We start from the raw sequence: 23,766 nt of genomic DNA, 5'->3' as shown, positions 1-23,766 counted from the left end.
ATTGTACCGACCCATTTTTATAAAGTAAATCGGTTTTTTCCTTAATATAATCGAGAAGGATTTTTATGGTATGGCAAAGAAATCTTTATTGAAGGTGATGAGTATGGAACAGCAAGTAAAAAGTAAGCGATTAGGTATCACCTCAATTGCTTTAATGTTTCTTAGTATGTTTTTATTTTATACGCAGTTAATTGTCGACGCGGGTTTGTACACTGAAATTGCAATCTACGGAGGCCTATCAATTGCGGGTATTCTATTTGCAATCTATGCTGGAAAGCTGACAAAGAGATCAAAGCTATTTATTTTGGGAGTAGCGGGAAACTCATTTATGCTTTTCATAAGCGCATTTCTATTTGTGATCTCCATAATGGTTGAATCCCAATGAGTGAAATGAAAAGTGGTATGATGCTGATTTATTTTAATCAGCTTTCAGATCAAAGAGAAACATTTTTGTCGTCTGTCGTAGAAAAGGATGTTTGGCAAAGACCACTCCCAGAAAAATGGTCTATCGGAGAGACGATGTATCATCTTTTGTTGTTACTTAAGAGATTTCGACAAATCAATGTTGGATATCTTCATCTAGCGAAGCCTCTTGCTCATCTAAATAGGCAGAAGTCCTTTAAAACGGAAAGTGAAAACATTTATGAGCATTATCAGCAGCACCACTCTCGAGCAATGAAAGCACCTCCTTTTATCAAACCTCCATCAAAGCTTCAAGAGAAGATTACATACAAAGACATGATTACAGAGTTAAATGTAGAAACAAGAAAATTAAAGAGCATGCTATCAAATATTGATGAGAATATTGCGGGGCATATTCGGTATCCGGACCCACCTGCCCATTATCCGAACCTAATTCAAGCCATTCATCTGCTAGTCATTCATGAGCAGCATCATTTTAAATTATGTGAAACCTATTATAAGGAGACGGAGTGAATGAAAAAGGGCTATGTCTTATTTTCAATCGTATATCTAAGCGTTGTTGTTGCTTGCAGTGGTGCTGAGACCTTTACCGTAGAGGGGGAAGTAGATGATATTAGACTCTATGAAGCTATTACTCATGATGAGGTGTCAGATGAGACGGTTCTTATCATAGATGAAAGTGAAGATATAACTGAATGGGTACAGATCTTTGAAACGGCCGAATTCGTAGATGCGCTGCTAGACATTAGAACGCCTGATTATGGGGTAGAATTCGCAGGTTCATCGAATGAAGTACTGTTCTTGTGGATTGATGAAGAAGCGGATACACAGGCAATGTTTGTTGAAGAGGGGACAGAAGGTTATTACTCGATCCCGGTTGATGAGACGTACATATTAAAGGAGTTTTTTTAATATGGAGCGAAGTCAGGAGACAAAAATAATATGTTAAATGTATCGTCATTGGAGTCGTTTATAGATGAAGAGCTCACGGTTCAAATCAGCGGCTGTGAGCCTAATGAAGAGGTTAGTATTGAAACAAGGATTCGAGATGAAAAGGGCAATCTGTTCACATGCTTGACCTCCTATCAGCTTAATACAAACGGAGAGAGGACCCTTACTCGTTCTGAAGTCGATCAGTTATTTTGGAAGGCAGATAAAGAGAAAAGTAGTTACGGAGACTTTTTTTATAAATCTAATGCACGTGATCTTAAAATAGAGCTTGTTTTAAAGCGACAAGACAGTCAAGATACCTCTATTCGCTTGAAACGTTGTTTTTACCGAGGGGATATTTTACGAAAAAAAATAAAGGATCATGGAATTGTTGGGACATTTTTTTACTCTAGCCATAAGCAAAAGCAACCAGTTGTACTGCTTCTAGGAGGTTCGGACGGTGAGATACAAGAGCATGCAGCAGCGTTATTGGCCTCAAAAGGCTATACGGTTTTGGCGTTAGCTTACTTTGGTCAGAGCGGTGTACCTAAGGACCTGCATAGAATCCCATTGGAGTATGTGCACCAAGCCATCCAGTGGTTAAAAGAACAGGCTCAGGTTGAAAAAATTGCATTGATTGGCTACTCTCGTGGTGCAGAGCTAGCGTTACTTATCGCTTCAATATATGATGAATTTTCCGCAGTCGTGGCTGGAGCGCCAAGTGCGTATGTTACATCCGGTTTAAGAAATACGATTTATGCTCCTATTCCTTCGTGGACCTTAAATGAACAAGACCTACCTTATCTCACCTTTAAATATCGACCAGCCCAGATGTTTTCCATGTTTGGTGGAATGCTGACTAGGAGGCCAGTCTCATTCTTATCTATTTGGGAGAACAGCTTATCTTCATTAGAAGCAAATGAATCATCTCGAATTCAGGTAGAAAATATCAAAGCTCCCGTCATGTTAATAGCTGGTGGCGACGATCAAGTGTGGCCAGCAGCTAGGTTCGCTGAACGAATTAAGGAGAACCTGACAGAATATCCTCTGGAATGCTTAGCATACGAGAAGGCAGGACACTTCTTAGCCTTCCCATACGCCCTACCAGGAATGCCAGCCAACGTGAACATGCATGTAGGCGGAGGCATGATCATGAATTTTGGAGGAACAAAAGAAGCCAACGCAGCAGCAACCACTGATTCCTGGGAGAAACTTTTGAATTTTCTTGGTGAAAATGCAGGTGGAGCGTGATTAGTTGAAAAAGAGCCTAGGCTCTTTTTTTATTTTGGGGTTGGAGTGATGGGCGTGGGGGTGTTTGAGTGGGATAGAATCGATGCGGAGGATATCGGGAAAGAGGAGCGGATATCGGGAAAGAGGAGTGGATATCGGGAAAGAGGAGTGGATATCGGGAAAGAGTGGCGGATATCGGGAAAGAGGAGTAGATATCGGGAAAGAGATGAGGATATCGGGAAAGAGAGGTGGATATCGGGAAAGAGAAGCCGTTATCGGAAATGAGATAGGTTTGTCAGGAACGAAGGGTATAAATTTAAATATGTAAAAAGATACAGTTTAGATCCCTCTCGTCACGTGGAATCGGCGCGAAGTCCCCGAAAGCGGCGGGAGGAGAAGCGGAATCGAAGCGAGGCCCACAAAAGCGGCGGGAGGAGAAGCAGAATCGGCGCGAGGCCCCCGAAAGCGGCGGGAGGAGAAGCAGAATCGGCGCGAGGCCCCCGAAAGCGGCGGGAAGAGACGTGGAATCGGCGCGAAGCCCTCAAAAGCGGCGGGAGGAGAAGCGGAATCGGCGCGAGGCCCCTGAAAGCGGCGGGAGGAGACGCGGAATCGGCGCGAAGCCCCCGAAAGCGGCGGGAGGAGACGTGGAATCGGCGTGAAGCCCCTGAAAGCGGCGGGAGGAGACGTGGAATCGGCGCGAGGCCCCCGAAAGCGGCGGGAGGAGAAGCGGAATCGGCGCGAGGCCCCCCAAAGCGGCGGGAGGAGAAGCAGAATCGGCGCGAAGCCCCCGAAAGCGGCGGGAGGAGAAGCGGAATCGACGCGAAGCCCCCGAAAGCGGCGGGAAGAGACGCGGAATCGGCGCGAAGCCCCCGAAAGCGGCGGGAAGAGACGCGGAATCGGCGCGAAGCCCCCGAAAGCGGCGGGAGGAGACGTGGAATCGGCGCGAAGTCCACGAAAGCGATCCGATCCGACTTGTCCTTCCCATCATCCACCACTTACAAGTTTTCTAGAATTCTAATGTCCTTAACGATTTCCTTATATTTTATAACCACGAAGTCTAGCAAGAGCAGCTAGCCCTCCGAGTAGGGTACGTTGAATGAGTGGTGGAGGTCCAACTAGATATCCATCGATACATTCCCAGGCAAGGCCTAGCCAAAGAGGATTTTTAGGTATGCCTTTGCTTGTTAGTTTACCTTCTGTTTCGAGTTTATGGATAAGGCGAAACATGTCTCCATGCTTTCCGGGTGGTTGAATTTTATGCTGGACGATCAATGCTTGCTCGCCGATGTTCCAGAATTGATGTGTTTGATTAGGTTCAATGGTTAAGGTTTCGCCAGCGTGAAGCAGCATTTCTTTTTTATCAATGATTAACTTCATCGTGCCTTCTTGTACTGTAAATGTTTCCACTAAGTGAGGGTGCCAATGTGGGCCGCTCATGATTCGTGGTGTTGGAATACGGTGTTCGAGTAACAGATAGTCTCCTTTATGGTCTGAATGACGCTCAAGATAGCGAATGACTCTGCCATCAGGGTGTAGGAGTTCCAAGCTAGCCACCTCTTTTCTTAATATAAAAATAGTTTATCTGTCTTAAAAGGGGGTGAGTAGTGACATCAGTCATTTAGTAGATATCTTTTTAAACGGTGCATACGAAAGCTTACGCCATATCCATTCTAAAGGGCCTGTTCCCATGGTCTTAACGAAGATGTGAGCAACCAGCATCATGACAACGGTTATGAAGATCCATGCTCCAACGATAAGGTAAACATTTGTGGAAGGGGCGAGGCCAAATCCCCAGCTGTAAAAAATGATGGACGCTAAGAGATTCTGAAGTACATAACAACTCAGCGCGCACTTTCCAATAACTTCAAACCTAGCGAGTAGCCAAGATACCCAATTACGCTCACTTAAAAATGCAAGCAGACCGATGTAGCCAAGGGATAGAACAGGAGCGAATAAATACCGAGTGAATAAATCAAAGATTTGCCCTGGAATCATAATAAGAGCGTTTAAAGGAATTCCAAGACCGAGTCCCCAGACTAAAAGCTTTTTTCGTTTAGCGCGTCCTCTTTCGTCATCGGAGAATGCTCCTGAACGATACAGGCGTATGCCTACTAAATAAAGAAAGATGTTCATAAAGATAATAGCGATCGCTTCAAAACGCATACTTATAAAATTAGACAATCGAAAGTGAACCTGCTCAAGATAGGATGAAGAGGTGTATATGATTTCAGAAACACTAAACTCTTGTATGATTTCTGATAAAATTTCTTCCTCTTGAAACATCCAGACCCACGCCATTGTCATCACAGTTAATCCTAGGATGTGTATGGAAGCAGCGCTAGCCATCCACCGTTTCATAACTTTTTCGCGACAGCCTACTAAAAAAGCAACAATCATACCTGTTATGGCATAACTCATCAGGATGTCATATTCAAATACAAGAATATAATGAAGCAAGCCGTCCAAAAACAGTAGTAGCATGGTCCATAGGTACATTTTTTTCCAGGGGAGATCATCGCGTAACGCTTTTCGATATTTCATTTCTAGCCCGATCCCAAACATGATAGTTAATAATCCTAGCAATTTCCCATTTATAAAAATGGAAAAGAACAAATGAACCCAATAATCTAAACGATTTGTTGTCTCATCTAATGTTAGAATGAAGAGGGAAGCACCAGGATCAGCAAATAACCAAATGTTTGTACCGAGCGTTCCGATAATAGCAAAACCTCTTAAAATGTCCAGCAAGCGAATGCGCGAAGAATTTGTCTGCATGAGAGTCTCCTTTGTTATCTTATGAACATCTATTCGAAAAATAAGTGCAGAGGTTTCAGTATTTTTTAAAACAATACGCCTATTGCGTAAACATCGCTTGATCCGTATAATAAATACACACACAATATAAACTAAAAAGTCTGACTCAGGTGCAGTGCACCGGAGTCAGACAGCTGATCTCATAGAGACTGGCGCAAATAGAGCAAAGAATAAGCCCCGAGAGCGGTCAACTCATATACGGGGCTTATTTTTCATTTCTGAAAGACAGAATGGCAATGACTAACATGGAAAAACTAATCATGATGGTCAATACCTCATAAACTGTCATGAATGGCCTCACCCCCTTTATCAAGAGGTGCTGCCAGCCCCGTATGAAAGAGAATCAGCTACTAGTTAGTATACAAGATAACGGAAGAACGATATAGACAGCTTTGGTCCCAGATTCTAAGGACTGCTTGACTTTTTTACTTTAAACAAGCAAAGTTAGTCTATTCGGTTTGTGAAGGAAGGTGTACGCTGCAACAAGCAGTAATGTATGAATGAACAATGGTCTTCAAAAGTAGGTTTTATTTTAGCTTCAGCAGGGGCAGCCATTGGACTTGGCGCCTTATGGAGATTTCCATATTTAACTGGTATGAATGGTGGCGGGGCTTTTTTCCTGATCTTTATATTTTTTACCTTATTTATTGGCATGCCACTATTAATTTCGGAATTTATTATTGGACGAGGCTCTAAAAGAGAGGCCGTCTCCGCCTATGAAAAGCTCCAGGCTACGGGCCTTTGGAAGTGGATTGGTCGGTTTGGTGTAGTGGGATGTTTCTTATTGCTCACCTTTTATTCGGTGATCGGTGGTTGGATTCTTACCTATGTGTATTTGGCTTTAACCGGTTCGATTCTGCATCCAAGTGGTAATTACGATGCACTGTTTGGCGCAGTCGTAGGAAGTCCGGTCATTAGTATCACGGGACTGGTTGTATTTATTGGACTGAATGTAATGGTCCTTTCACTAGGCATAAAAAAAGGAATTGAGCAGGTAAATAAATTTCTAATGCCGCTATTATTTGTTTTCTTATTAATTATCATCGTGCGTAGCTTGACGCTAGAAGGAGCAATGGAGGGAGTCCGCTTCTTTTTGAATCCTGACTTCTATAGCATCACAACAGACGGAATCCTCGAAGCACTTGGACAATCCTTCTTCTCATTAGCTGTTGGATTCTCGTGTATGGTTACCTATAGCTCTTATCTAGGAAATGAGCAGAGCTTGCCTCGGTCAGCGGGGTATATTGTCATCTTAAATCTTGTCGTTTCTTTATTAGCAGGTCTTGCGGTTTTTCCTGCAGTTTTTGCCTTTAATCTTGAACCTGACTCAGGCCCAAATCTACTCTTTGTGATCCTGCCTACCGTGTTTGAGCAATTACCTTTTGGTGCGCTGTTCTTGAGTATGTTCTTACTCTTGTTTTTCTTTGCGACCATTACTTCATCCTTTAGTCTATTAGAGATTATGATCTCTGCTTTTACACAAAACAAGGCATATAAACGAATTAATGTGGCGATTATTTGTGGGTTGCTCGTCATTGTAGCAGGCATACCAGCTGCATTATCTAACAACTTGTTAAGTGAGGTTATTTTGTTTGAAAGAAATGTCTTTGATTTAACCGATTTCCTTGTCTCCAATGTTATGCTTCCGCTAGGCTGTTTGTTTATTGCTTTATTTATTGGATTTAAAGTTAAAAAAGATCTACTGATCGAGCAATACAAGCTAGAAAGTGGTCGATTAGGAGAAACGGCCGAATGGTGGTATTTACTCATGCAAACCATTGTACCAATGGTTATATTGATTGTGTTTATTTTTGGATTAATGTAGGTGAGAACACATATAAAAACGGAGCCACATGTGAAGTGCGGCTCCGTTTTCCTCATTATCAGCTTGTAAAAAACTTCTCCGTATAAAATGGTTGTGCCTGCTCATTAAAGGCTACTCCGACACCAAGCTGCTCAAAGCTTTCCTGAAGAATATTCTCTCTATGCCCTAAGGAGTTCATCAATCCTTCATGTGCAAAGATGCTGCTAAACTGACCATGAGCTAAGTTTTCGCCAGCTGTGATGAATCGAATATCATCCTGCTGCATCCGGTCAAATGGAGACTCGCCTTCCAGGTTGGTATGGCCAAAGTAGTTGTTTTCAGCCATGTCTGTACTATGCTTTCGTGCGGTTTCTTTAACATTATCATCCCAAGTCAGAACGGGTAGCCCATGTACAACTCTTGCTGCGTTTGTTAAATCAAACAATTGATACTCAAATCCCTCAGTTAACTGTTCATTCGGTTCTGTATATAGTTCGTCCTTGCTTTGTTCTAAGTCATACTCGATGATTTGAATAGCAGTGACGGTGTCATCCCGGTGTTCATCATAAAAAATGGTGACATAGCTATTGTCAATCTGGAATAAATCATACTCCTCGTCCTGATTTACTTGATAACTAAACATACCTTTTCTCACCGATGTTTCGGGATCGCCTAGTTGTTCGCGAACTTCATTTTTATCAGTTCCATAGGTAATTTCAGTTGGAGAGGAAATTAGATCCTGATTCGAATAAAGACCGATCACATGATCTTCTGAATCATATCCGACCATGACAAAATTATGATATTCTTCATGGTACGTTACCCAGTCAACCCCGTATTCATTCTCAGTAGATCGCATAGGTTCCCCGGTTTCTTCCTCTACGTCTGAACGAGAGTCACCTAATTCAATGTTGTGCACAGAAAATAATTGTTCGTCCGGTGCAGTTAAAGTGGGAGCATCTACCTCAATCTGCTCATTCTCATTGTTAGGTAATGCCAGGCGGGTCTCACCAGAAAGTAAAGAATCGAAGTATTGAGCAATGCCATCAAGGGACAGGTCATTCTCTATTGTTTGCTGCAATGATTGAAAGGAATCTATTATAGATGCTGGAACCTGTTCTTTTGCAGCGTCCCACCAATAATCTCTTGAGCCATAAGCGACTAAAACAATAACAAGCAATAAAATAAATCGTTTCATTGTTCACGTCCTTTTTTAGTCTATTACATTGCTAGTCTAACAATGTATAGTATAAATTATACGTGATAGACATAGGCATTCGTCAAATAATTGAGCGATAACCTTAGAGGATAAGGACGACAAACGTGACAATGATGAGAATTTTAAAAGGAAAAGAATATGTAAATGTAGAGGAAGTTATAGACGTATGTATAGAGAATAGGAACTACTTCCTGTCAACAAACTGATAAAATGACGTAAGCTCGGAAGGCTCTGTATCTAGCTGTAATTCATTAAATATATCAGACATACATGTTCTAGCGGTTTCATGATCCATCCAATGGATGTCAAGAATATCTTGGTCGGGATCATTTATCTGTACACTCCCACCAATGATTTTTGCATAAAAGGTGAAAATCATAACGTGATGATTCGCCTCATAAAAAAATAGTTCGCGAACAGAATGAAATTTGCCAATCTCTACGTGATAACCCGTTTCTTCAAATGCCTCTCGAACAGCAGCCTCTTCAAGTGTTTCGCCAGCTTCAACTGCACCACCAGGAGGTGACCAGTACGAGGTACTACCTTTTTTATTATTCACTAACAGTATGTTTCTGTTGTCATCAAAGACGAGTACAGACGCCACATCAATACGTTCCACTTCAATCAGCTCATTTCTATTATGTACAATATATACCAATAAGTGTACTCGCCTACATCTCACAAGTCTATAGAAAAGAGGATGAATCCATTGATTAAAAGAGAGCAGTTAAATGTCCGTCCGCTAGTAAAAGAAGATGCTTATAGACTAACAAAATGGCTCTCTGATCCAGAGGTATTACAGTTTTATGAAGGGCGTGACCATCCGTTTGACCTAGAAATGGTTCAGAGGAAGTTTTATAAACAAACGGATCGCACAAATAGATGTGCAGTAGAGTGGGAAGGTCAAACCATTGGCTATGTGCAATATTATCCTATTGATGAAGAGGAGAGGAAAACCTATGGATTAATGGATAACAAAAGTCTCATTTATGGTTTAGATCAATTCATTGGTGAGAAAGACTTCTGGAATAAAGGGATTGGAACAATACTAGTCCAGACAATGACTGATTTTTTAACAATAGAATTAAAAGTAGAGCAGGTTGTGATGGATCCTCAGGTTACGAATACAAGAGCTTTAGCCTGTTATGAAAAATGTGGATTTGTGAAGCAGAAGCGTCTGCCTGAGCATGAATGGCATGAAGGGCAATATCGTGATTGCTGGTTGATAATCTATACTCCAAACCAAAAATCGGAGCAGTAGAAACCACTCCGCATCATTAAAGGCACCAAAACGAACGAATTCGTTGCTGCTCAATTATATAGTTAAACCAGCCAAACCGGCCCCAGCGATAGCCAATGACACTTTGTCTGCCAACAAAAGTGGGAAAGAACCAGAAGCTGTTTCCGTTACGCATCCAGATAAATGTAGGTCTGTATAGACACATCCGAATACCACTTGGCCCCATTTGCCAAGCTGGAATCGGAGGTGAGAAGGATGGGGGTGGAGCTAATCCTTGGGGTGGCGGTGGGATACGATACATCATGTCACTCCTTATCACAAAAGGTCATACAACAGGTTATGTTCATGTGCCTATAGATGTGAGAAGACCGCGACAAACATTCAACAAAAAAGAAATGGCATACCTCTAGGTAATGTCCATTTCTCCTTTTATCTAAGTAAGCAATAATTCTTGGATTTCTTCTGCTGTGAGACTCGTTCCTGTTTTTTCTCCTGAATGGATGACCTCTTCAATTAAATGCTTCTTTTTCTCTTGTAGTGCTAGCATCTTCTCTTCAATGGTTCCAGTTGAAATGAATTTGACGACTTGCACATTTTTCTTTTGACCAAAACGATAGACACGATCAGCTGCTTGTTGCTCAACCGCTGGGTTCCACCAGGTATCATATAGGATGACCGTGTCGCCTCCAGTGAGGTTTAGGCCTGTTCCTCCAGCCTTCATCGAAATAAGAAAGAGTTCATGCTCTCCTTTGTTAAAACGTTCTGTTAGCTGCAACCGTTCGGCAGTTGGTGTTTGTCCATCAAGGTAATGATAGGTCCATTCTTTTTTGGCAAATGTCTCACGGATAATGGCGAGCATCGAGGTGAACTGAGAGAAGATAACCATACGTTGTCCTGCGGCTAAGCCCTCTTCAACATATTCAACTAAACGATCCAATTTACCTGATGTATAAGATTGATTTGTACCTGCCACTAAGTTCGGGTGACAACATATCTGTCTTAGCTTGGTTAGGCCTGCCAGGAATTGCATACGTTTTTCCTGGAATTGTCCAGTACGAGATGCTTCTTTTACATCTTTTGTTAATTCTTTGACTTGAACAGCGTACAGCTTTTTCTGATCATCTGTCAGGTCGATATACTGGGTCAGTTCAATTTTATCTGGTAGCTCTGTTAAAACATCCTTTTTCATTCGACGAAGAATAAACGGGTTCACTCGTTTGGCAATGTCTGAGCTCTGCATCTCTTTGAATGCTTTTTTTGTCCCTAAACTGCCAGGTAAAAGAGTGTGAAACAATGAATATAGCTCGTCCAATCGATTTTCTATCGGTGTACCAGTTAATGCAAATGTGCTACTCGCTTGAATGGCACGTACGGACTTTGCTGTTTTGGATGTGTCATTTTTAATAGCCTGCGCTTCATCAAGGATTAAAATATCCATGCTCTTATCGTTGTAAAGCTCGCTATCTCGTTGGATAAGCGGATAAGATGTAATCCAAACAGAAGCAGTCGACTCATTTTTCTTCTGAGTGCGCTCAGCTTTTGAACCTACTAAAAGCTCAACATCAATGCCTGGCGCAAAGCGTTGGAATTCTCGCTGCCAGTTATAAATAAGACTAGCGGGAGCAATAACCAAAATCGAAGCATGTGGGCGCTTGTTTAACACCCCTTGAATAAAGGTAATCGTCTGCAATGTTTTCCCTAGTCCCATATCGTCCGCTAATACGCCACCAAGTCCAACACTTTCAAGGGTGCTCAGCCATCTGTAGCCAGTGAGCTGATACTCTCGGAGATCTGCAGTAATTCCTTCTGGCTTATTCCCTTCCATAAAATCGGGTCGGTTGATGTTCCGTAGTAAATCTCGAAGCTGGGAAGAGAGCTTCATCGCAGCAGCTGACTCTTCTTCTAAACTCAACGCTTTGTATAGTGGTACCGAAAGATTTTCAGATAAGGCACCTTTTTCTGGTCCCAACTGGTTAAGCGCATCCTTCATATTGGTGAACTGATCTTCTTTAAAATTTAGAAAGGATCCACTTTTTAACTTGTAATAGGTTTGCTTGCTTCTGAGTGCTTGAAGAACCTCTGACATTTCTTCGGTAGGAATACCATCCAACGAAAAATGGATATCAAGCCAGTTTGATTTTTCATTTTGAGCAATTGTTACAGCTGGTGGTCGATTAAGAGGAGTAATCATTTGTCTGATGCCCGATGTGGTATAAACCTCCATATATTCTTGAAGTACAGGTACTTGTTCGAATAAAAATGGGGCAAATAGATCCTCATCATCTAGTAGATAGTGATCCTCATTTCGAATAAAAGGATAGCTGTGTAACAATTCTAAAATAATGGCTTCCTTCTCAACATCTCTCACTAAAATGACAGAGCTATCTATTTGTTCTTCTTTTTCATCAAGTGGATGTAGAATGTGAACCCCATATTGAAAGGTTATTTTCACAGTAAGAAGTCCATTTTGAGTATCTAAATGCAGTTTGGCTTGCAGCGGCTCGTGCTGAATGAGTGATGCAAGCTCCTGATCAATGTCCACATTTGCTATCTGATTAATCTGCGGCAAAATAATGGAGCAGAAGGCTTCCATCTCACTCTGATGAAATTCAGCTAATAATTGATTTTCATTGTATTTTTTGTTGATAACGAGTGTTTCTAATATGTTGGCTTGCTCTGTTGTAAGTAAATACAATATATGATCACTCATGATGGCACGAAATTCTTTTGCAAAGAAATCATATTCGTGACGTAATTGTAGTGACGCCAATTCACCCTGATCAAGCTTAGTGAGATGAATGTCGATCGGCTTAAACAGCTCCTTAGGAAGGATGGTCATGGCCTGAGGGCGATGTCTTCTATAACCTGTTACAACATTTCTTGTACTAAGTAATTCAAGAAGTTCGTGAGTGAACCACAGTGGAATGCTGTAATTTTTAGAGCGTGCACTCGGGTACATGGAATCAGACTGCTTAGCTGTATCAATCTTAAGTATGAGCTCGAGTACAGCCCTGTCCTCTGTTTGAATTTCATAGATAGCAGGGTCGTAGGTGAAGTTTTTTGTGAACTCACGCTTTAGACCTAAATGTACACTACGCACAAAAGAGGATAGTTCTTGGATGACATACAATCTATTCTCGCCAACCTTTGCACGAATCTCTAACGTGTCGATCAATTGATTATAATAATCTGTTCGAAAAAATAATTCAAACTCCATGGAGACTGGAATCTTTGACTGCTGAGGCATTCGATTTATTTGTGATTGCTTTTGAAAGGCTGAAATGAGTTCAAACCCCGAGCTTGTTTTAGGTTCCGTCACAGGAGCCGGTACTTTATTAACAAAATAATTAATCTCAAGCAGTGTGGCTACAAGATGTTTACACAGTCCATCATAGTTATCAAATGCAGGGCAGCTACAATCTTCATCAATAATCAAACCATCTTTTGAAAAATAAACAGTGGTCAAATAATCATCTGATCCATATACCTCTGCTTCAACAGCTGGTCTATCACTCCTGGCGTCATTCCAAACAAGTGGCGAGACACTCTCATCGCGGTAATATTGAAATCCACGCTGATAGACCTGGCTATTTGCTGCCAGTTCTTTTATAGAACTTTCTGATACAGCATCTTTATTAACATAAAACATATATTTCCTCCGGATACCATTAATTATTGTATCTATTAAATCATACAATATGTATTAATTGCTATCCAAAGATATGAGGAGTGACTCACGCTGAGTCTTTAAGAATTGAGTTAATAAGTGAATGTGGAAATGCCCAAATCTTGCGTGTAGAAAGGGTCGGACCGGCACTGTATTGGCTACCTACATCATTGTTTATGACTGTGAATCAAGACACTGTAGCTGAACTACGAATCTATTTTATTTTACTACTCGATAAAATGTTGTTCGAATTAATACGCAAAAAATCGTGATTGATATACAAATTGTAAAGATAAATAGCACACGTATGGAAAAATACTCTGCCCATAAACCGGCTGCAAATAAACCTAATGGCGTAGCTAGCTTCATCATCATAGAAGAAGTGCCTGCCACACGTCCCAGTAAGTGATTAGGTGTAAACTCTTGTCTTATTGAAAAGTAAAGAATGTTTGAAATCGTAATTGCAAATGTCCTGATGGCAAGTGAGATTCCAATCATCCACCATGCCTGAGCGATAAGTAAAATCGCGTAACCCATCACTTCCCCAAGTTGTGTATATGTATATAATTTTCCACGAGATATCCTAAGGGAGAGCCGTTTTACTAAAAGTGCACCAAGCAATCCGCCAATACCCCCTAAGCTAATCATTAAGCCAACATCAGCTTCTGAAGACCCTAACTGATCGACAGAGAAAAAGATTAAGACCCCCATCACCATGCTGGAGGCGAAGTTTTGAAAGATTACGGCAACAGTTGGTGTGAGTAATGTTTTGTTTTGAAAAAGCTCGTGTATACCTTCCTTCATGTCTGCAATAAAACCAATAGACTTTGGTCTTGGTGGGGCGGGAGATATATGTATAAAACAGACGGTGAGTACAACTAGTGTCATACATACAAATTGCACTGTGAGTGTTCCGGTAAATGAACTGATAGCAATCAAGGCACCAGCTACTCCAGGGCCAATGGTGCGTACCAATGTATCGGTGAAGCCCATTTTTGAGTTAGCTTCTGTTAATTGCTCGCGTCTAACGATTTGAGGCAGCGCAGAATGAGTAGCGTTCGCTTTAAAATAACCCGAGCTAGAGAATAGAAAGCCAAGGAGAAATAAACTCCACATTGCCACCATTTGTGTAATAAGAAGAAACAGAATGCAAGTAACGGCTAACCACTGCAAACCAACGGTAATGAGCATAATTTTTTTTCGATGCATTCGATCTACAATCACACCGGCAACCATACCAAGCAATACATTCGGCAGAAACTCCATGATACGCATACCGCTCATAGCAAGTGGGCTTTGAGTCATTTCATAAATTAAAAGTGGAATAACGATCGAATAAATTTGAAAGCCAAAGTTTCCAAGAAAGCCACTGAGCCAGAGAAGTAAAAAGGATCGGTTACGCCATAATGATTTTGGAGTAGTGGGGAGTATATCTTCTTTTCGTAATGCCATAGGATTCCTCTTTTCTAAAATAAGGTAGTAATGCGTACCTCTTTATGGTACAAAGAAAAAGAAGGAACAAAAAGATACAGCGTTAAAAAATATTACTTCACCCTTTTGTTAAAAGGAGGTTTCTAGGATGAAATTGGAAGACCATTACTTCACCCTTTTTGAAAGATGGGGACCGGCATTTTCAGATGTATACATACGAGACATTGCAGATTCGCTGTATTGCTCCGAGCGACATGCCAAAACAATCATTCATAGGCTTCAAGAAAAGCGGTGGTTGACGTGGCAGGCGAGTACGGGAAGAGGAAAAGCATCTAAGCTCACGTTTCTTTTAAATAAAGATCAGGTGTACGAGGAGATTATACGTGATTATATAAAAGGGGGAGACGTTTCAAAAGCCTTATTGTATATGGAAGAAGCGCCTTTACAACAATCTCTTATTGATTGGGTGGAAGCACAATTTAAATGGACACCATCTACTCACCAAGCAGAAGGACTCGATATTTTGAGTTATCCTCATTACTATCCAATATCAACACTTAATCCAATGCACACGACATCAAGACATGAGGGTCATATTGCAGACCACGTGTTTAATCGACTTCTTCGATTTGATCAAGAGTCAATGTCTTTTCAGTATGAGTTGGCTCATGCGTATAATATGGAAATGAGCGGAAGACGCTGGACATTTTACTTGCGAAAGGGAATCATGTTTCATGATCATACTCGTTTAACAGCAGGAGTTATTAAGGAAAATATTGAACTATGGAAAGAGGACTGGGCAGTTGGTTGGTTTCAATCGGTTCTTCAGGCAATTGAAACGATTGAATTAGTCACAGAACATACGATTACATTCCACCTAGACAGACCCATTTATTTATTTCCTCATCTCTTCGCCGGTACTAAAGCCAACATTCTACCTGTTGCCTCCTACTTAAAAGATAAGCAGACTTTTAATAGACAACCAATTGGAACAGGCCCTTATAAAATCGCAGAGCATCGAGACGGGTATTTACTTCTTCATGTAAACCAGGATTACTTTGGTTTGAGGGCACAGCTTGATCAAATAGAGCTATATCAGATTCCAAAGAAGGATAGAGTTGGACATAAACAGGTACGCTATCGGATCATTCAAGATGATACGAAGCATACTGTTCATTATGATTGGTTTGATACAGAAATTGGAGGGACCTATCTGGTTGTTAATCGAAATAAGCCTGGTATTCATTGTCATCCAGAATTTCCAGAAATGCTATCCCTTGCCCTTGATCGCGAAGAACTTTTTTCCCACCATCCCCATTATAAAGTGTGGTATCCGGATAGTTTCTTTAAGAGGCCAGTGGAACCATTACGCCAACGACCAAATAAAGAGAATGCTCGCCAATGGTTTAAAGGAAACGGATTTGATGGGAAAACCTTAACTCTGACGTCAACTTGTCTTAGTCATAATGCACATCTTGGCTACGAAATGGAAAGAATCAAACAAGCACTTGAGCCTTTAGGGTTAATCATTGAGACAAAGATTGTTGACATCAATGAACTCACTAATAAAGACCAAATGAATCAGACAGATTTAATAATCGCTGCAGGTGGAATGGGCGAGGACAGACTTATGTCCTTTTTATATGTGTTGAAAAATGATAAAAGTTTTATTTATTCGACTCTTCCTAAAGATGTACAAAGCTATGTTGATGTGCAGATTGAAGACATCGTAACAAGTACATCGTCAGAGGAAGCCTATCAAAAATTGCGAGTGCTTGAATGTTTCCTAATGGATCAACACCATATTATTTATCTGTATGATCGCAAAACACATTTGCATATCGAGGTAGACGAGCGATTACAGGGTGTAACAATTAATCGATACAATCGTCTTCAGTATGATAAACTTTGGTACAAAAATTAATTACTTTTTAGTAGGATAACGCTCCTGTAAAAAAAGAATCGACTGTTGAATCAGCTTTTTAAGAACGTCTTCATCTACATCAGCAAGTTTATTAATATACACACAGGCTTTGCCACTCGTGTGTTTACCGAGAGTAGCTAGGAGTTGTTCACGTTCAGTATCACCTGTTGCAAAATAAAGACTAATTTTTGCTTTGCGCGGAGAGAAACCGACAAGTGGTGCATCCCCCTCGTGACCAGAATCATAGCGATAATGATAATGTCCGAATCCAATAATACTTGGTCCCCACATCTTTGCCTCATATCCACTTGTTTCAGTGAATAAATCTAATAACCTGTAGGCGTCTTCACGTTTTTTGGGATGATCTACTTGTTCAATAAATTCAATAACACTTGCATCTGTTTGTTTTGTTTTTTGTTCATACATTAGACCAGCTCCAATCATGTTTAAATTTAAGCAGGGATGGTAAATAAGAGTATACGTCTATTATGGGGGAATGAGCCTATGAAATCTATCTATCTTATTCGTCACTGTTCTGCAACGGGTCAAGAACCAGAAGCAGAGCTTACAGAGGAAGGAAGACATCAGGCTGAAAAGCTAGCAGAGTTTCTCGCACATGAGGAAATTGAACGGGTGATTTCAAGCCCTTTCACTCGCGCAGTGCAGTCCGTGAATCCCTTAGTAGAGCAAAAACAACTTGAACTAACTTTGGAAATGAGATTAACTGAGCGTGTTTTAAGCAAAAAACCTTTAGAGGATTGGTTAGATAAATTAGAGTTGTCCTTTCAAGACATGGATCAAGTGGTAGGCAATGGAGAATCTAGTCATACGGCTCAAAAAAGAGTTGTAGAGGTTCTGGATGAGGTACTTGAAGGCAAAGAGGAGAGAGTAGCAATCGTAACGCACGGGAACCTTTTATCGCTGCTCCTGAATTATGTCGATTCAAGATATGGTTTTAAGGAATGGAGAGAGCTGAGCAATCCTGATGTGTATCTAGTAACTGCAGACGAAGACCGTACGCTATCTACAACAAGATTATGGAGAGCATAGGAGGTAAGTATGTCATCTAAACATCTTATTTTATTCGATGCCGAGTGTCCGCTTTGCCAATCGATCAAAACGTTTGTGACTAAAATGGATTGGCTAAATAGATTAGAGTGGTACCCGCTACAAGAGATTCACCATACGAAGTACAGATTTCTTAAAAATCGCAATATCTATGATGAGATTCATATGATAACAGCCAATAACGAAATAAAAACCGGGTTTTACACGGTACGAAAAATCCTGCTTAATTTACCATTAACAGCTGGAATAGGTTTGATTTTATTCATTCCATTTATTGATAAGCTGGGAGTAAGCCTCTATCAATTTATTTCCACAAACCGCTACGAGTGGTTTGGGCGTTTGGAGGATTATCCTTCTTATTAATGTAGCAGTTAAAATACAGTAGAGGATCGACTTTAGCAAACAAGCGGACAATATAGGAGGGCAGACATCTGCGAGATGAAAAGGAGGCCACTGAAAAAGAAGCTTTATATGATAGTGAATCTTCTTGTCAAAACAGCCCTCATTTTCTTAAAAAGAACCTTCGTCATTTGTTTGATCAGAACAGTAGCGGAAGGAGAAACCGTAGACTCCTACGGAACAGAACGAGGCAGACCGACATTGAAGTGGCGCACTTCCACTTCAAGGGCTGAGGCCGTTCCCGTGGAAAGCGTAGGGTTCTCCTGTAGCGGCGCCTATAATCTTAATTCTAGATGACTTTTTTCAGTGACCTTGATAAAAATGTTTATTGAGATAAAAGGGCTTAGCTCGTTAGCGAGGATACTCCCGAGGTAAACGTACCCCCAATTTGTGGGAGTGACAGACTAAAAAATGGATCATGAGCTGCCCTTTATTCAATCTTGAACACTTTCAATATGCCCTTTGCACAAACCCTCCATCTCATAAGAAGATGGTTTTTTTTATTTATTTACTTGGCAGAATGAATCGAAAAAGAGTATACTGTTAGAAAAATCAGAAAATAAGGGGAGAGGAAGAATGGGTTACTCGTCATTTTTAAAAAAAGATCATCTTCATTTAGGTTTCAAAGGGTGGTTTCGTTCTGCTGAACAAATCCAGTCAAGCTTATCTCACTCAAGGATTGAAAATGAAAAGATCCATGACGTAGTTCTTCGTAATTGCGAACTAACGAATATAGCGATTGAGGACTGCAATATTCAAGGTCTTACGATTAATGGAATTGAGGTAGAAACCTTACTGTCCACCTATTATGCAAGTTCAAAGCAACCACTCAATGATCTGACTAGAGAATTATAATCAAGCTAAAGGGTGAGCTGATGGTTTATCAAATAACGGAGGTAAAAGATCTAAGTCAAGCGACACATATTCTTATTCCTCCAATCGCTTCAAACTGCCCGACAGGGGTTTCGCAAGCAAAGCTATATACCCTAGAGAGAGGGTTGACTGATTACATTGTGGATGATAAAGGCAATAGAAACGACAATATATTTTCAGAGCCATCCATACAATATTTTAAATTAAATCGCGATTCAATCAAGGAGCGGCAGTTGGTTGAAGAACTCTCGATGATTAGCTATCTGCAGGGCAGTAAGCTTTCAAAAAAAGCATATCAGCAAATCATTCGTCATGAAGAATTAGTGATCCCATATTTATTACAGCTAGTGAAGGATGAAGCATCTCGCTCTCAGCATCCGCACTATGTGGGTCATGTGTATGCCCTCTATCTGCTTGCTGAGCTTGGTGCCACAGCATTATTCCCAGTATTCATTGAGTCCTTTATGCAAACTGAAACGGATGAGGAACATCCAATGGCTCATTTTTTGCAGGATGATGGAGCGAGAATTCTAGCTTCAGTGTACGATGGAAATCTTTCGCGATTGCTGCTTTTGATTGAATCAGAGCATGTGTATCCCTACGCAAGGGGCCAGGCTATTCGGGCCTTGGTTATATTAGTATTTATGAAACGATTAGAACGCAGTGAAGTTCAGGCGTATTATAAGTATCGTTTAAAGCAAGAGCAGAATTGGCAAGTGATGACACAGCTTGTTATGTCGAGCACAGCCTTATATCCTGATCAAACCTATCAGGAAATTAAAAGAGCTTATGAGCAAGGAAGGGTAGATGAATGGTTTATCACATTAGAGAATGTTCATCAAACACTCGAACTCTCAGAAGAGATTGTCCTTCACATTTCAAGCCAAGATAGACGACTGCAGCAAGTAGGTGTGAATAATGAGCACTTATAGAAAACAAAGATCCGAACCATGCCTATGCTGATGGCATGACTTGGATCTTTTAGTTAAATACTAACGAAGTTGCAGATCAACTTCCCCTCTGCTTATTGCTCATTTAAAACTTCCTGCAGATAATCCAAATTAATTAAACCATCAATATCATCACTTGTAGAATAACCAGCTTCCTTAATTATGCTAGCCATCTCCGTTAAGATATCTTCGTTGATTTCGTATGTTGGGAATGTTCGTTCAAGAGCCTGTTCAATCTCGTCTCTGGTCAGCTCTTTACCTGTGATTTCCTGAATGTGATTGATAAAAAGATCGATGGCTTCATCAGGGTTTTCGTTGATGAAATCAACCGCGCGAACATAAGCGCTTAGGATGGCTTGTGTGAGCTCCGGGTTTTCCTCTGTAAAGTCTTGGCGAGCTGCAAGAACGGTGTTTGTAGAGTCTTCACCCCAAGCAAACTCTTCAGGTCCGAGTAATAGCTTAGCATCGGCGTGAGTTTCAAGATTAATTCCCCATGGTTCTTGTGTTGCAGCAGCATCTACATCATTTCCAAGAAAAAGAGCGGCCGTATCTGCAGGTGCTTGTGGAACGGTGTTTACAGTTCCACCTGATGAATTAACGTCCATTCCATGATCCTGTAGTTCCTTCATCAGCATGATATCTTGAGTACTGCCTATCGTTGGTATAGCTACTCGTTTGCCATCTAGGTCTTCTACACTATCAATGCCAGCGTCATTCCGTACTTCTAGTACCGCACCACCATTTACCGCACCGGCAATAATTTCAAAGGTAGGGTTTTTAATGTAGTTGTTAATGACAGGAGTTGGGCCGACTGTTCCTACATCAATGGCGTCTGTTCCCATTGCCTCCATGAACACTCCTCCATCTGGAAAGGTTCGTGTATCAATAGTGATATCCTCACCTAATTCTTCTTCAAAATAGCCGTTTTCAAGCGCAATAATAGTCGAGATGTGAGTGAGGTTAGGGAAGTAACCAATCCTTACTTCCTCGGCTGGTTCACCGTTAGAACCAGAGGTACCGCAACCAGTAGTAATTAGTCCTAATCCTGCAAGTGTTATCATCATGTTTCTTAATTTCATTAGTAAAACTCCTTTATGCTAAGTTGTTTGATGTTCCCCATTTTTTTGCAATGGAGCGTTCCATCCGTAGAAAAACAAAGTGATCCATAATTGTACCTACAATACCAATAATAATCATGACACTTAAAACAAGATCCATTGATTGAAGGGAGCGACCCATATCCAATAGCTGACCTAGTCCACCACTTCCTGCAAGAAGCTCCCCTGCCATAATGGCTCTCCAGGCAAAGGCCCAAGCCACGCGTAATCCGGAAATAAGATGTGGTACTGATCCGGGTAGGATCACAGTTCGAAACATGTGTAGGCCAGAGGACCCCATCGTTTTGGCAACCCTTGTGTAGAGCTGAGGCACGTTTTTAAAGCCGGTGCTTGCAGATACGGTCATTGTCCAAGTGGCACCAATGGTTACAATAAATAGAATGGCTTGAACACCTAGCCCAAACCAAACGATAGCAAGCGGGAACCAAACGATACTTGGAATAGATTGTAACGCGGTTACGAGAAATCCGAGCGTGTCATCAACTAACTTATATCTAGCAATAAGATAGCCCAAGAGTAATCCGAGTGTAATGGCTATTGCAAAACCCATCAAAAGTCTGCCAAGGGTTGTAAATGTAGCTTGCAAGATTTGGCCAGAAATCAACCCATTAATTAAGGTTCCAAAAACAGTTACTCCGCCCGGATCATTTGGAATGAGAAGAGGCGGCCATAAAAATTGAGGGAAGAGACCTAACTTAGATATCACTTCCCATGTTGCGATGAGGATGAGAAGAAACGTGATCCTCCTTATAATTGTAGTCATCTCCCATTTCCTCCTTTAATACCTTCTCCATCTCTAGTTCTAACTCTCGCAAAATACGTCTTTCTAAATCTACTAACACACTGTCAGCCGAATCTCTTGGTCTGGTAGCCTGGACGCGGTATTCCTTTTTAATATGGCCGGGTCTGGTTCCCATTAAAAGAATGCGATCTGAAAGCATTAATGACTCTCGAATATTATGTGTAACAAAAATAATCGTTTTTCCTGTTTTTCTCCAAATCGACTCTAGCTCCCTGTGAAGCACCATCCGAGTTTGCTCATCTAATGCAGCAAAGGGTTCATCCATAAGAAGAATGTCTGGATCCATAACAAGTGCCCGCGCAATCGCCACCCGTTGTTTCATACCTCCGGATAATTCGTGCGGATATGAGTCTTGAAATTGAACAAGATGAACCATTTTTAAAATCTCAATCGCTTTTTGTTTAGCCTCGGCTTTAGGAATTTTCTTAATTAATAAGCCGTACATCACATTATTAATAACATTCATCCAAGGAAATAAACCGGACTCTTGAAAAACAACAATTCGATCATTGCCTGGCCCTTTTATCATGTTTCCATTAACCGTTAGCTCTCCGGAGGTCTGCTTCTCAAGACCCGCTACCAAGTTTAGTAGTGTAGATTTGCCACAGCCGGAAGGACCGAGTAAGGAAACAAATTCCCCGCGATTTATCTCAATATCAATATCTTTTAAGACAGTAAGCGGAACATCTTTTTTTGTAAATTCTTTTTGAATGTTCTTTAGCACAACCTGTGCCATCAATATTCACTCCCTTTAGATAGAAAAAATCCTTATTCCAAGTTAATTTATATGAATTATGTGCTATTATATCATTAATCTTATCGATTAAATAGGTTTTTGTGTCGGATAAATGACATTTTTCTGAAGGATGCCTGTAATTCCTTAATAAACAGGGTTAAATTCCTGGATGAAGGCAGGGGTAAGAGTGAAGGAGTTCAAGATTTCTCAAGTGAAAGAGCTGTTTGAAAAAGAGGGAAAAAAGAAAGTCTACTCAAAAAAAGAATTTATTTATCATTCGGGAGAAGCTCCAAACCATGTATATTACATTAAAGAAGGTTGGGTTAAAACGTCACGAGAGATAGAAGCGGGGAAAGGCATGACCTTTTTACTGCGTAAGGAAAAAGAATTATTTGGAGTTACGGAATCATTCGCAGGATTTCAGGTAAGAGAACGATCAGCTCGTTGTATGACAAAATGTACCATTTACTCACTACAAGTACAGACACTGCAAAAGCTCATGGACGAAAACCAGTGGCTCTGTATCCATATGATGACGTTGCTTGCCCAAGGACTACTCGATTCCAGAAAAACAATAGAAAATTTAATTAATCAACCCGTCACACACAGATTAGCATGGTTTCTTACTTCACTTACTGACGAAAACAAAAGAATTCAACTACCAATTAGTCACGAAGAAATTTCACACCTCATAGGCTGCAGTCGTCAAACTGTGACAGAACTTTTAAATAAATGGGCCACCACCGGACTGATATCATATCAACGAAAACAAATTACTTTATTGCAACCAGACTCGTTTATGGAAATGGTATAAGTTGTTTCAAATCAAAACACCCCTTTTCATTGTGAAAAGAGGGGTTTTGATTTAAATTGATATGTTTCAATACGCGAGGAGGGAAGTCCTTTCTTGGTAAACGTTCGATCTTCTTGCTATGGTCCTAATTGATCTTGGTAAGGAGGTGGAGCTCTTGGTAAGGCACTTATTCTTCTTGGTATACGGAGCTTCTTTCTTGGTATCGCGCTCTGGCTCTTGGTGTTGTGCTGGTTCTTCTTGCTATGCAGAGCTTCTTTCTTGGTATCGCGCTCTGGCTCTTGGTGTTGTGCTGGTTCTTCTTGCTATGCAGAGCTTCTTTCTTGG

General features: G+C 40.9%; 25 protein-coding genes. 13 read left to right on the top strand and 12 right to left on the bottom strand.

The window, feature by feature from the left end:
• Positions 1 to 70: 70 nt before the first annotated feature.
• The 5 genes from FN960_RS15355 (at position 71) to FN960_RS15335 (ending at position 2,911) form a co-directional block, all read left to right on the top strand.
• Positions 71 to 385, top strand: a complete 315-nt coding sequence (locus FN960_RS15355; RefSeq protein ID WP_143849733.1) for a hypothetical protein — start codon at positions 71 to 73, stop codon at positions 383 to 385.
• The gene (locus tag FN960_RS15350) at positions 382 to 936 is read left to right on the top strand and encodes a DinB family protein (protein WP_143849732.1); all 555 of its coding nucleotides are present in this window, start codon (positions 382 to 384) and stop codon (positions 934 to 936) included. Before FN960_RS15355 ends, FN960_RS15350 begins: the two co-directional genes overlap by 4 nt.
• Positions 937 to 1,335, top strand: coding sequence for a YhfM domain-containing protein (locus tag FN960_RS15345; RefSeq protein ID WP_143849731.1), 399 nt, complete (start codon positions 937 to 939; stop codon positions 1,333 to 1,335). It abuts the gene before it with no gap.
• Positions 1,336 to 1,365: 30 nt separating this feature from the next.
• Complete coding sequence (locus FN960_RS15340) at positions 1,366 to 2,604, top strand: alpha/beta fold hydrolase (RefSeq protein ID WP_143849730.1); 1,239 nt, start codon at positions 1,366 to 1,368, stop codon at positions 2,602 to 2,604.
• Positions 2,605 to 2,668: 64 nt separating this feature from the next.
• Positions 2,669 to 2,911, top strand: coding sequence for a hypothetical protein (locus tag FN960_RS15335; RefSeq protein ID WP_143849729.1), 243 nt, complete (start codon positions 2,669 to 2,671; stop codon positions 2,909 to 2,911).
• A 707-nt stretch (positions 2,912 to 3,618) separates the two neighbouring features.
• On the opposite strand, the gene FN960_RS15330 is transcribed toward FN960_RS15335, so the two are convergent.
• From FN960_RS15330 to FN960_RS23375, 3 genes are all read right to left on the bottom strand, one after another.
• The gene (locus FN960_RS15330; protein ID WP_260682033.1) at positions 3,619 to 4,128 is read right to left on the bottom strand and encodes a cupin domain-containing protein; all 510 of its coding nucleotides are present in this window, start codon (positions 4,126 to 4,128) and stop codon (positions 3,619 to 3,621) included.
• 69 nt (positions 4,129 to 4,197) lie between these two features.
• The gene (locus FN960_RS15325; protein WP_143849727.1) at positions 4,198 to 5,358 is read right to left on the bottom strand and encodes a DUF418 domain-containing protein; all 1,161 of its coding nucleotides are present in this window, start codon (positions 5,356 to 5,358) and stop codon (positions 4,198 to 4,200) included.
• A gap of 244 nt (positions 5,359 to 5,602) precedes the next feature.
• Positions 5,603 to 5,686: a putative holin-like toxin gene (locus tag FN960_RS23375; RefSeq protein ID WP_368854050.1), complete on the bottom strand. Its 84-nt coding sequence runs from the start codon at positions 5,684 to 5,686 to the stop codon at positions 5,603 to 5,605.
• A gap of 207 nt (positions 5,687 to 5,893) precedes the next feature.
• On the opposite strand from FN960_RS23375, the gene FN960_RS15320 reads away from it, so the two are divergent.
• On the top strand, positions 5,894 to 7,222 hold the full coding sequence (locus FN960_RS15320; RefSeq protein ID WP_143849726.1) for a sodium-dependent transporter: 1,329 nt from the start codon (positions 5,894 to 5,896) through the stop codon (positions 7,220 to 7,222).
• A gap of 58 nt (positions 7,223 to 7,280) precedes the next feature.
• Here FN960_RS15320 and FN960_RS15315 read toward each other — a convergent pair whose 3' ends face one another.
• Both FN960_RS15315 and FN960_RS15310 read right to left on the bottom strand, forming a co-directional pair.
• The gene (locus FN960_RS15315; protein ID WP_143849725.1) at positions 7,281 to 8,399 is read right to left on the bottom strand and encodes a CAP domain-containing protein; all 1,119 of its coding nucleotides are present in this window, start codon (positions 8,397 to 8,399) and stop codon (positions 7,281 to 7,283) included.
• 205 nt (positions 8,400 to 8,604) lie between these two features.
• On the bottom strand, positions 8,605 to 9,078 hold the full coding sequence (locus FN960_RS15310; protein WP_260682032.1) for an NUDIX hydrolase: 474 nt from the start codon (positions 9,076 to 9,078) through the stop codon (positions 8,605 to 8,607).
• A 42-nt stretch (positions 9,079 to 9,120) separates the two neighbouring features.
• On the opposite strand from FN960_RS15310, the gene FN960_RS15305 reads away from it, so the two are divergent.
• On the top strand, positions 9,121 to 9,681 hold the full coding sequence (locus tag FN960_RS15305; RefSeq protein ID WP_143849724.1) for a GNAT family N-acetyltransferase: 561 nt from the start codon (positions 9,121 to 9,123) through the stop codon (positions 9,679 to 9,681).
• Positions 9,682 to 9,697: 16 nt separating this feature from the next.
• Here FN960_RS15305 and FN960_RS15300 read toward each other — a convergent pair whose 3' ends face one another.
• The 3 genes from FN960_RS15300 to FN960_RS15290 all read right to left on the bottom strand — a co-directional run bounded on the left by FN960_RS15300 (position 9,698) and on the right by FN960_RS15290 (position 14,779).
• Complete coding sequence (locus tag FN960_RS15300; protein WP_185971060.1) at positions 9,698 to 9,964, bottom strand: transporter; 267 nt, start codon at positions 9,962 to 9,964, stop codon at positions 9,698 to 9,700.
• Between the two features lie 129 nt (positions 9,965 to 10,093).
• The gene (locus FN960_RS15295; RefSeq protein ID WP_143849723.1) at positions 10,094 to 13,309 is read right to left on the bottom strand and encodes a DEAD/DEAH box helicase; all 3,216 of its coding nucleotides are present in this window, start codon (positions 13,307 to 13,309) and stop codon (positions 10,094 to 10,096) included.
• Between the two features lie 237 nt (positions 13,310 to 13,546).
• Positions 13,547 to 14,779 carry an MFS transporter gene (locus FN960_RS15290; protein WP_143849722.1) on the bottom strand — a complete coding sequence of 411 codons (1,233 nt, stop codon included), beginning with the start codon at positions 14,777 to 14,779 and terminating at the stop codon, positions 13,547 to 13,549.
• 127 nt (positions 14,780 to 14,906) lie between these two features.
• Here FN960_RS15290 and FN960_RS15285 point away from each other — a divergent pair, with 127 nt between their 5' ends.
• The gene (locus FN960_RS15285) at positions 14,907 to 16,682 is read left to right on the top strand and encodes an ABC transporter substrate-binding protein (RefSeq protein WP_143849721.1); all 1,776 of its coding nucleotides are present in this window, start codon (positions 14,907 to 14,909) and stop codon (positions 16,680 to 16,682) included.
• Here the strand turns inward: FN960_RS15285 and FN960_RS15280 are convergent, their stop codons facing one another.
• Complete coding sequence (locus FN960_RS15280) at positions 16,683 to 17,108, bottom strand: DUF1801 domain-containing protein (RefSeq protein ID WP_143849720.1); 426 nt, start codon at positions 17,106 to 17,108, stop codon at positions 16,683 to 16,685.
• Positions 17,109 to 17,186: 78 nt separating this feature from the next.
• On the opposite strand from FN960_RS15280, the gene FN960_RS15275 reads away from it, so the two are divergent.
• The 4 genes from FN960_RS15275 (at position 17,187) to FN960_RS15260 (ending at position 19,954) form a co-directional block, all read left to right on the top strand.
• The gene (locus tag FN960_RS15275) at positions 17,187 to 17,732 is read left to right on the top strand and encodes a histidine phosphatase family protein (RefSeq protein WP_143849719.1); all 546 of its coding nucleotides are present in this window, start codon (positions 17,187 to 17,189) and stop codon (positions 17,730 to 17,732) included.
• A gap of 9 nt (positions 17,733 to 17,741) precedes the next feature.
• Positions 17,742 to 18,113: a thiol-disulfide oxidoreductase DCC family protein gene (locus FN960_RS15270; RefSeq protein ID WP_143849718.1), complete on the top strand. Its 372-nt coding sequence runs from the start codon at positions 17,742 to 17,744 to the stop codon at positions 18,111 to 18,113.
• Between the two features lie 612 nt (positions 18,114 to 18,725).
• A complete protein-coding gene (locus FN960_RS15265; protein WP_143849717.1) occupies positions 18,726 to 19,004 on the top strand; it encodes a hypothetical protein in 279 nt (92 codons plus the stop codon).
• Between the two features lie 20 nt (positions 19,005 to 19,024).
• Positions 19,025 to 19,954 (top strand): DUF1186 domain-containing protein, encoded by a 930-nt coding sequence (locus FN960_RS15260; RefSeq protein WP_143849716.1) that lies wholly within the window; start codon positions 19,025 to 19,027, stop codon positions 19,952 to 19,954.
• Between the two features lie 92 nt (positions 19,955 to 20,046).
• On the opposite strand, the gene FN960_RS15255 is transcribed toward FN960_RS15260, so the two are convergent.
• From FN960_RS15255 to FN960_RS15245, 3 genes are read right to left on the bottom strand one after another with little or no spacing between them, the layout of a single operon-like run.
• Complete coding sequence (locus tag FN960_RS15255; protein ID WP_260682031.1) at positions 20,047 to 21,051, bottom strand: ABC transporter substrate-binding protein; 1,005 nt, start codon at positions 21,049 to 21,051, stop codon at positions 20,047 to 20,049.
• Between the two features lie 13 nt (positions 21,052 to 21,064).
• Complete coding sequence (locus FN960_RS15250) at positions 21,065 to 21,853, bottom strand: ABC transporter permease (RefSeq protein ID WP_143849715.1); 789 nt, start codon at positions 21,851 to 21,853, stop codon at positions 21,065 to 21,067.
• Positions 21,786 to 22,628, bottom strand: coding sequence for an ABC transporter ATP-binding protein (locus FN960_RS15245; RefSeq protein WP_143849714.1), 843 nt, complete (start codon positions 22,626 to 22,628; stop codon positions 21,786 to 21,788). The genes FN960_RS15250 and FN960_RS15245 overlap by 68 nt, the downstream gene beginning before the upstream one ends.
• A gap of 187 nt (positions 22,629 to 22,815) precedes the next feature.
• Here FN960_RS15245 and FN960_RS15240 point away from each other — a divergent pair, with 187 nt between their 5' ends.
• Positions 22,816 to 23,442, top strand: a complete 627-nt coding sequence (locus tag FN960_RS15240) for a Crp/Fnr family transcriptional regulator (protein WP_185971059.1) — start codon at positions 22,816 to 22,818, stop codon at positions 23,440 to 23,442.
• The last annotated feature ends 324 nt before the right edge of the window (positions 23,443 to 23,766 follow it).

It is taken from the genome of Alkalicoccobacillus porphyridii, assembly GCF_007293315.1.
Lineage (GTDB): Bacteria > Bacillota > Bacilli > Bacillales > Bacillaceae_D > Alkalicoccobacillus > Alkalicoccobacillus porphyridii.
Note: the sequence above shows the minus strand (reverse complement) of the source record. Positions and strands in the feature narration are given on the sequence as shown.

Coding starts and splice junctions, on each gene's coding strand:
- FN960_RS15355 (WP_143849733.1), top strand. CDS start 71: ATGGCAAAGAAATCTTTATTGAAGGTGATGAGTATGGAACAGCAAGTA.
- FN960_RS15350 (WP_143849732.1), top strand. CDS start 382: ATGAGTGAAATGAAAAGTGGTATGATGCTGATTTATTTTAATCAGCTT.
- FN960_RS15345 (WP_143849731.1), top strand. CDS start 937: ATGAAAAAGGGCTATGTCTTATTTTCAATCGTATATCTAAGCGTTGTT.
- FN960_RS15340 (WP_143849730.1), top strand. CDS start 1,366: ATGTTAAATGTATCGTCATTGGAGTCGTTTATAGATGAAGAGCTCACG.
- FN960_RS15325 (WP_143849727.1), bottom strand. CDS start 5,358: ATGCAGACAAATTCTTCGCGCATTCGCTTGCTGGACATTTTAAGAGGT.
- FN960_RS23375 (WP_368854050.1), bottom strand. CDS start 5,686: ATGACAGTTTATGAGGTATTGACCATCATGATTAGTTTTTCCATGTTA.
- FN960_RS15320 (WP_143849726.1), top strand. CDS start 5,894: ATGAATGAACAATGGTCTTCAAAAGTAGGTTTTATTTTAGCTTCAGCA.
- FN960_RS15315 (WP_143849725.1), bottom strand. CDS start 8,399: ATGAAACGATTTATTTTATTGCTTGTTATTGTTTTAGTCGCTTATGGC.
- FN960_RS15305 (WP_143849724.1), top strand. CDS start 9,121: ATGAATCCATTGATTAAAAGAGAGCAGTTAAATGTCCGTCCGCTAGTA.
- FN960_RS15300 (WP_185971060.1), bottom strand. CDS start 9,964: ATGATGTATCGTATCCCACCGCCACCCCAAGGATTAGCTCCACCCCCA.
- FN960_RS15295 (WP_143849723.1), bottom strand. CDS start 13,309: ATGTTTTATGTTAATAAAGATGCTGTATCAGAAAGTTCTATAAAAGAA.
- FN960_RS15290 (WP_143849722.1), bottom strand. CDS start 14,779: ATGGCATTACGAAAAGAAGATATACTCCCCACTACTCCAAAATCATTA.
- FN960_RS15285 (WP_143849721.1), top strand. CDS start 14,907: ATGAAATTGGAAGACCATTACTTCACCCTTTTTGAAAGATGGGGACCG.
- FN960_RS15280 (WP_143849720.1), bottom strand. CDS start 17,108: ATGTATGAACAAAAAACAAAACAAACAGATGCAAGTGTTATTGAATTT.
- FN960_RS15275 (WP_143849719.1), top strand. CDS start 17,187: ATGAAATCTATCTATCTTATTCGTCACTGTTCTGCAACGGGTCAAGAA.
- FN960_RS15270 (WP_143849718.1), top strand. CDS start 17,742: ATGTCATCTAAACATCTTATTTTATTCGATGCCGAGTGTCCGCTTTGC.
- FN960_RS15265 (WP_143849717.1), top strand. CDS start 18,726: ATGGGTTACTCGTCATTTTTAAAAAAAGATCATCTTCATTTAGGTTTC.
- FN960_RS15260 (WP_143849716.1), top strand. CDS start 19,025: ATGGTTTATCAAATAACGGAGGTAAAAGATCTAAGTCAAGCGACACAT.
- FN960_RS15255 (WP_260682031.1), bottom strand. CDS start 21,051: ATGAAATTAAGAAACATGATGATAACACTTGCAGGATTAGGACTAATT.
- FN960_RS15250 (WP_143849715.1), bottom strand. CDS start 21,853: ATGACTACAATTATAAGGAGGATCACGTTTCTTCTCATCCTCATCGCA.
- FN960_RS15245 (WP_143849714.1), bottom strand. CDS start 22,628: ATGGCACAGGTTGTGCTAAAGAACATTCAAAAAGAATTTACAAAAAAA.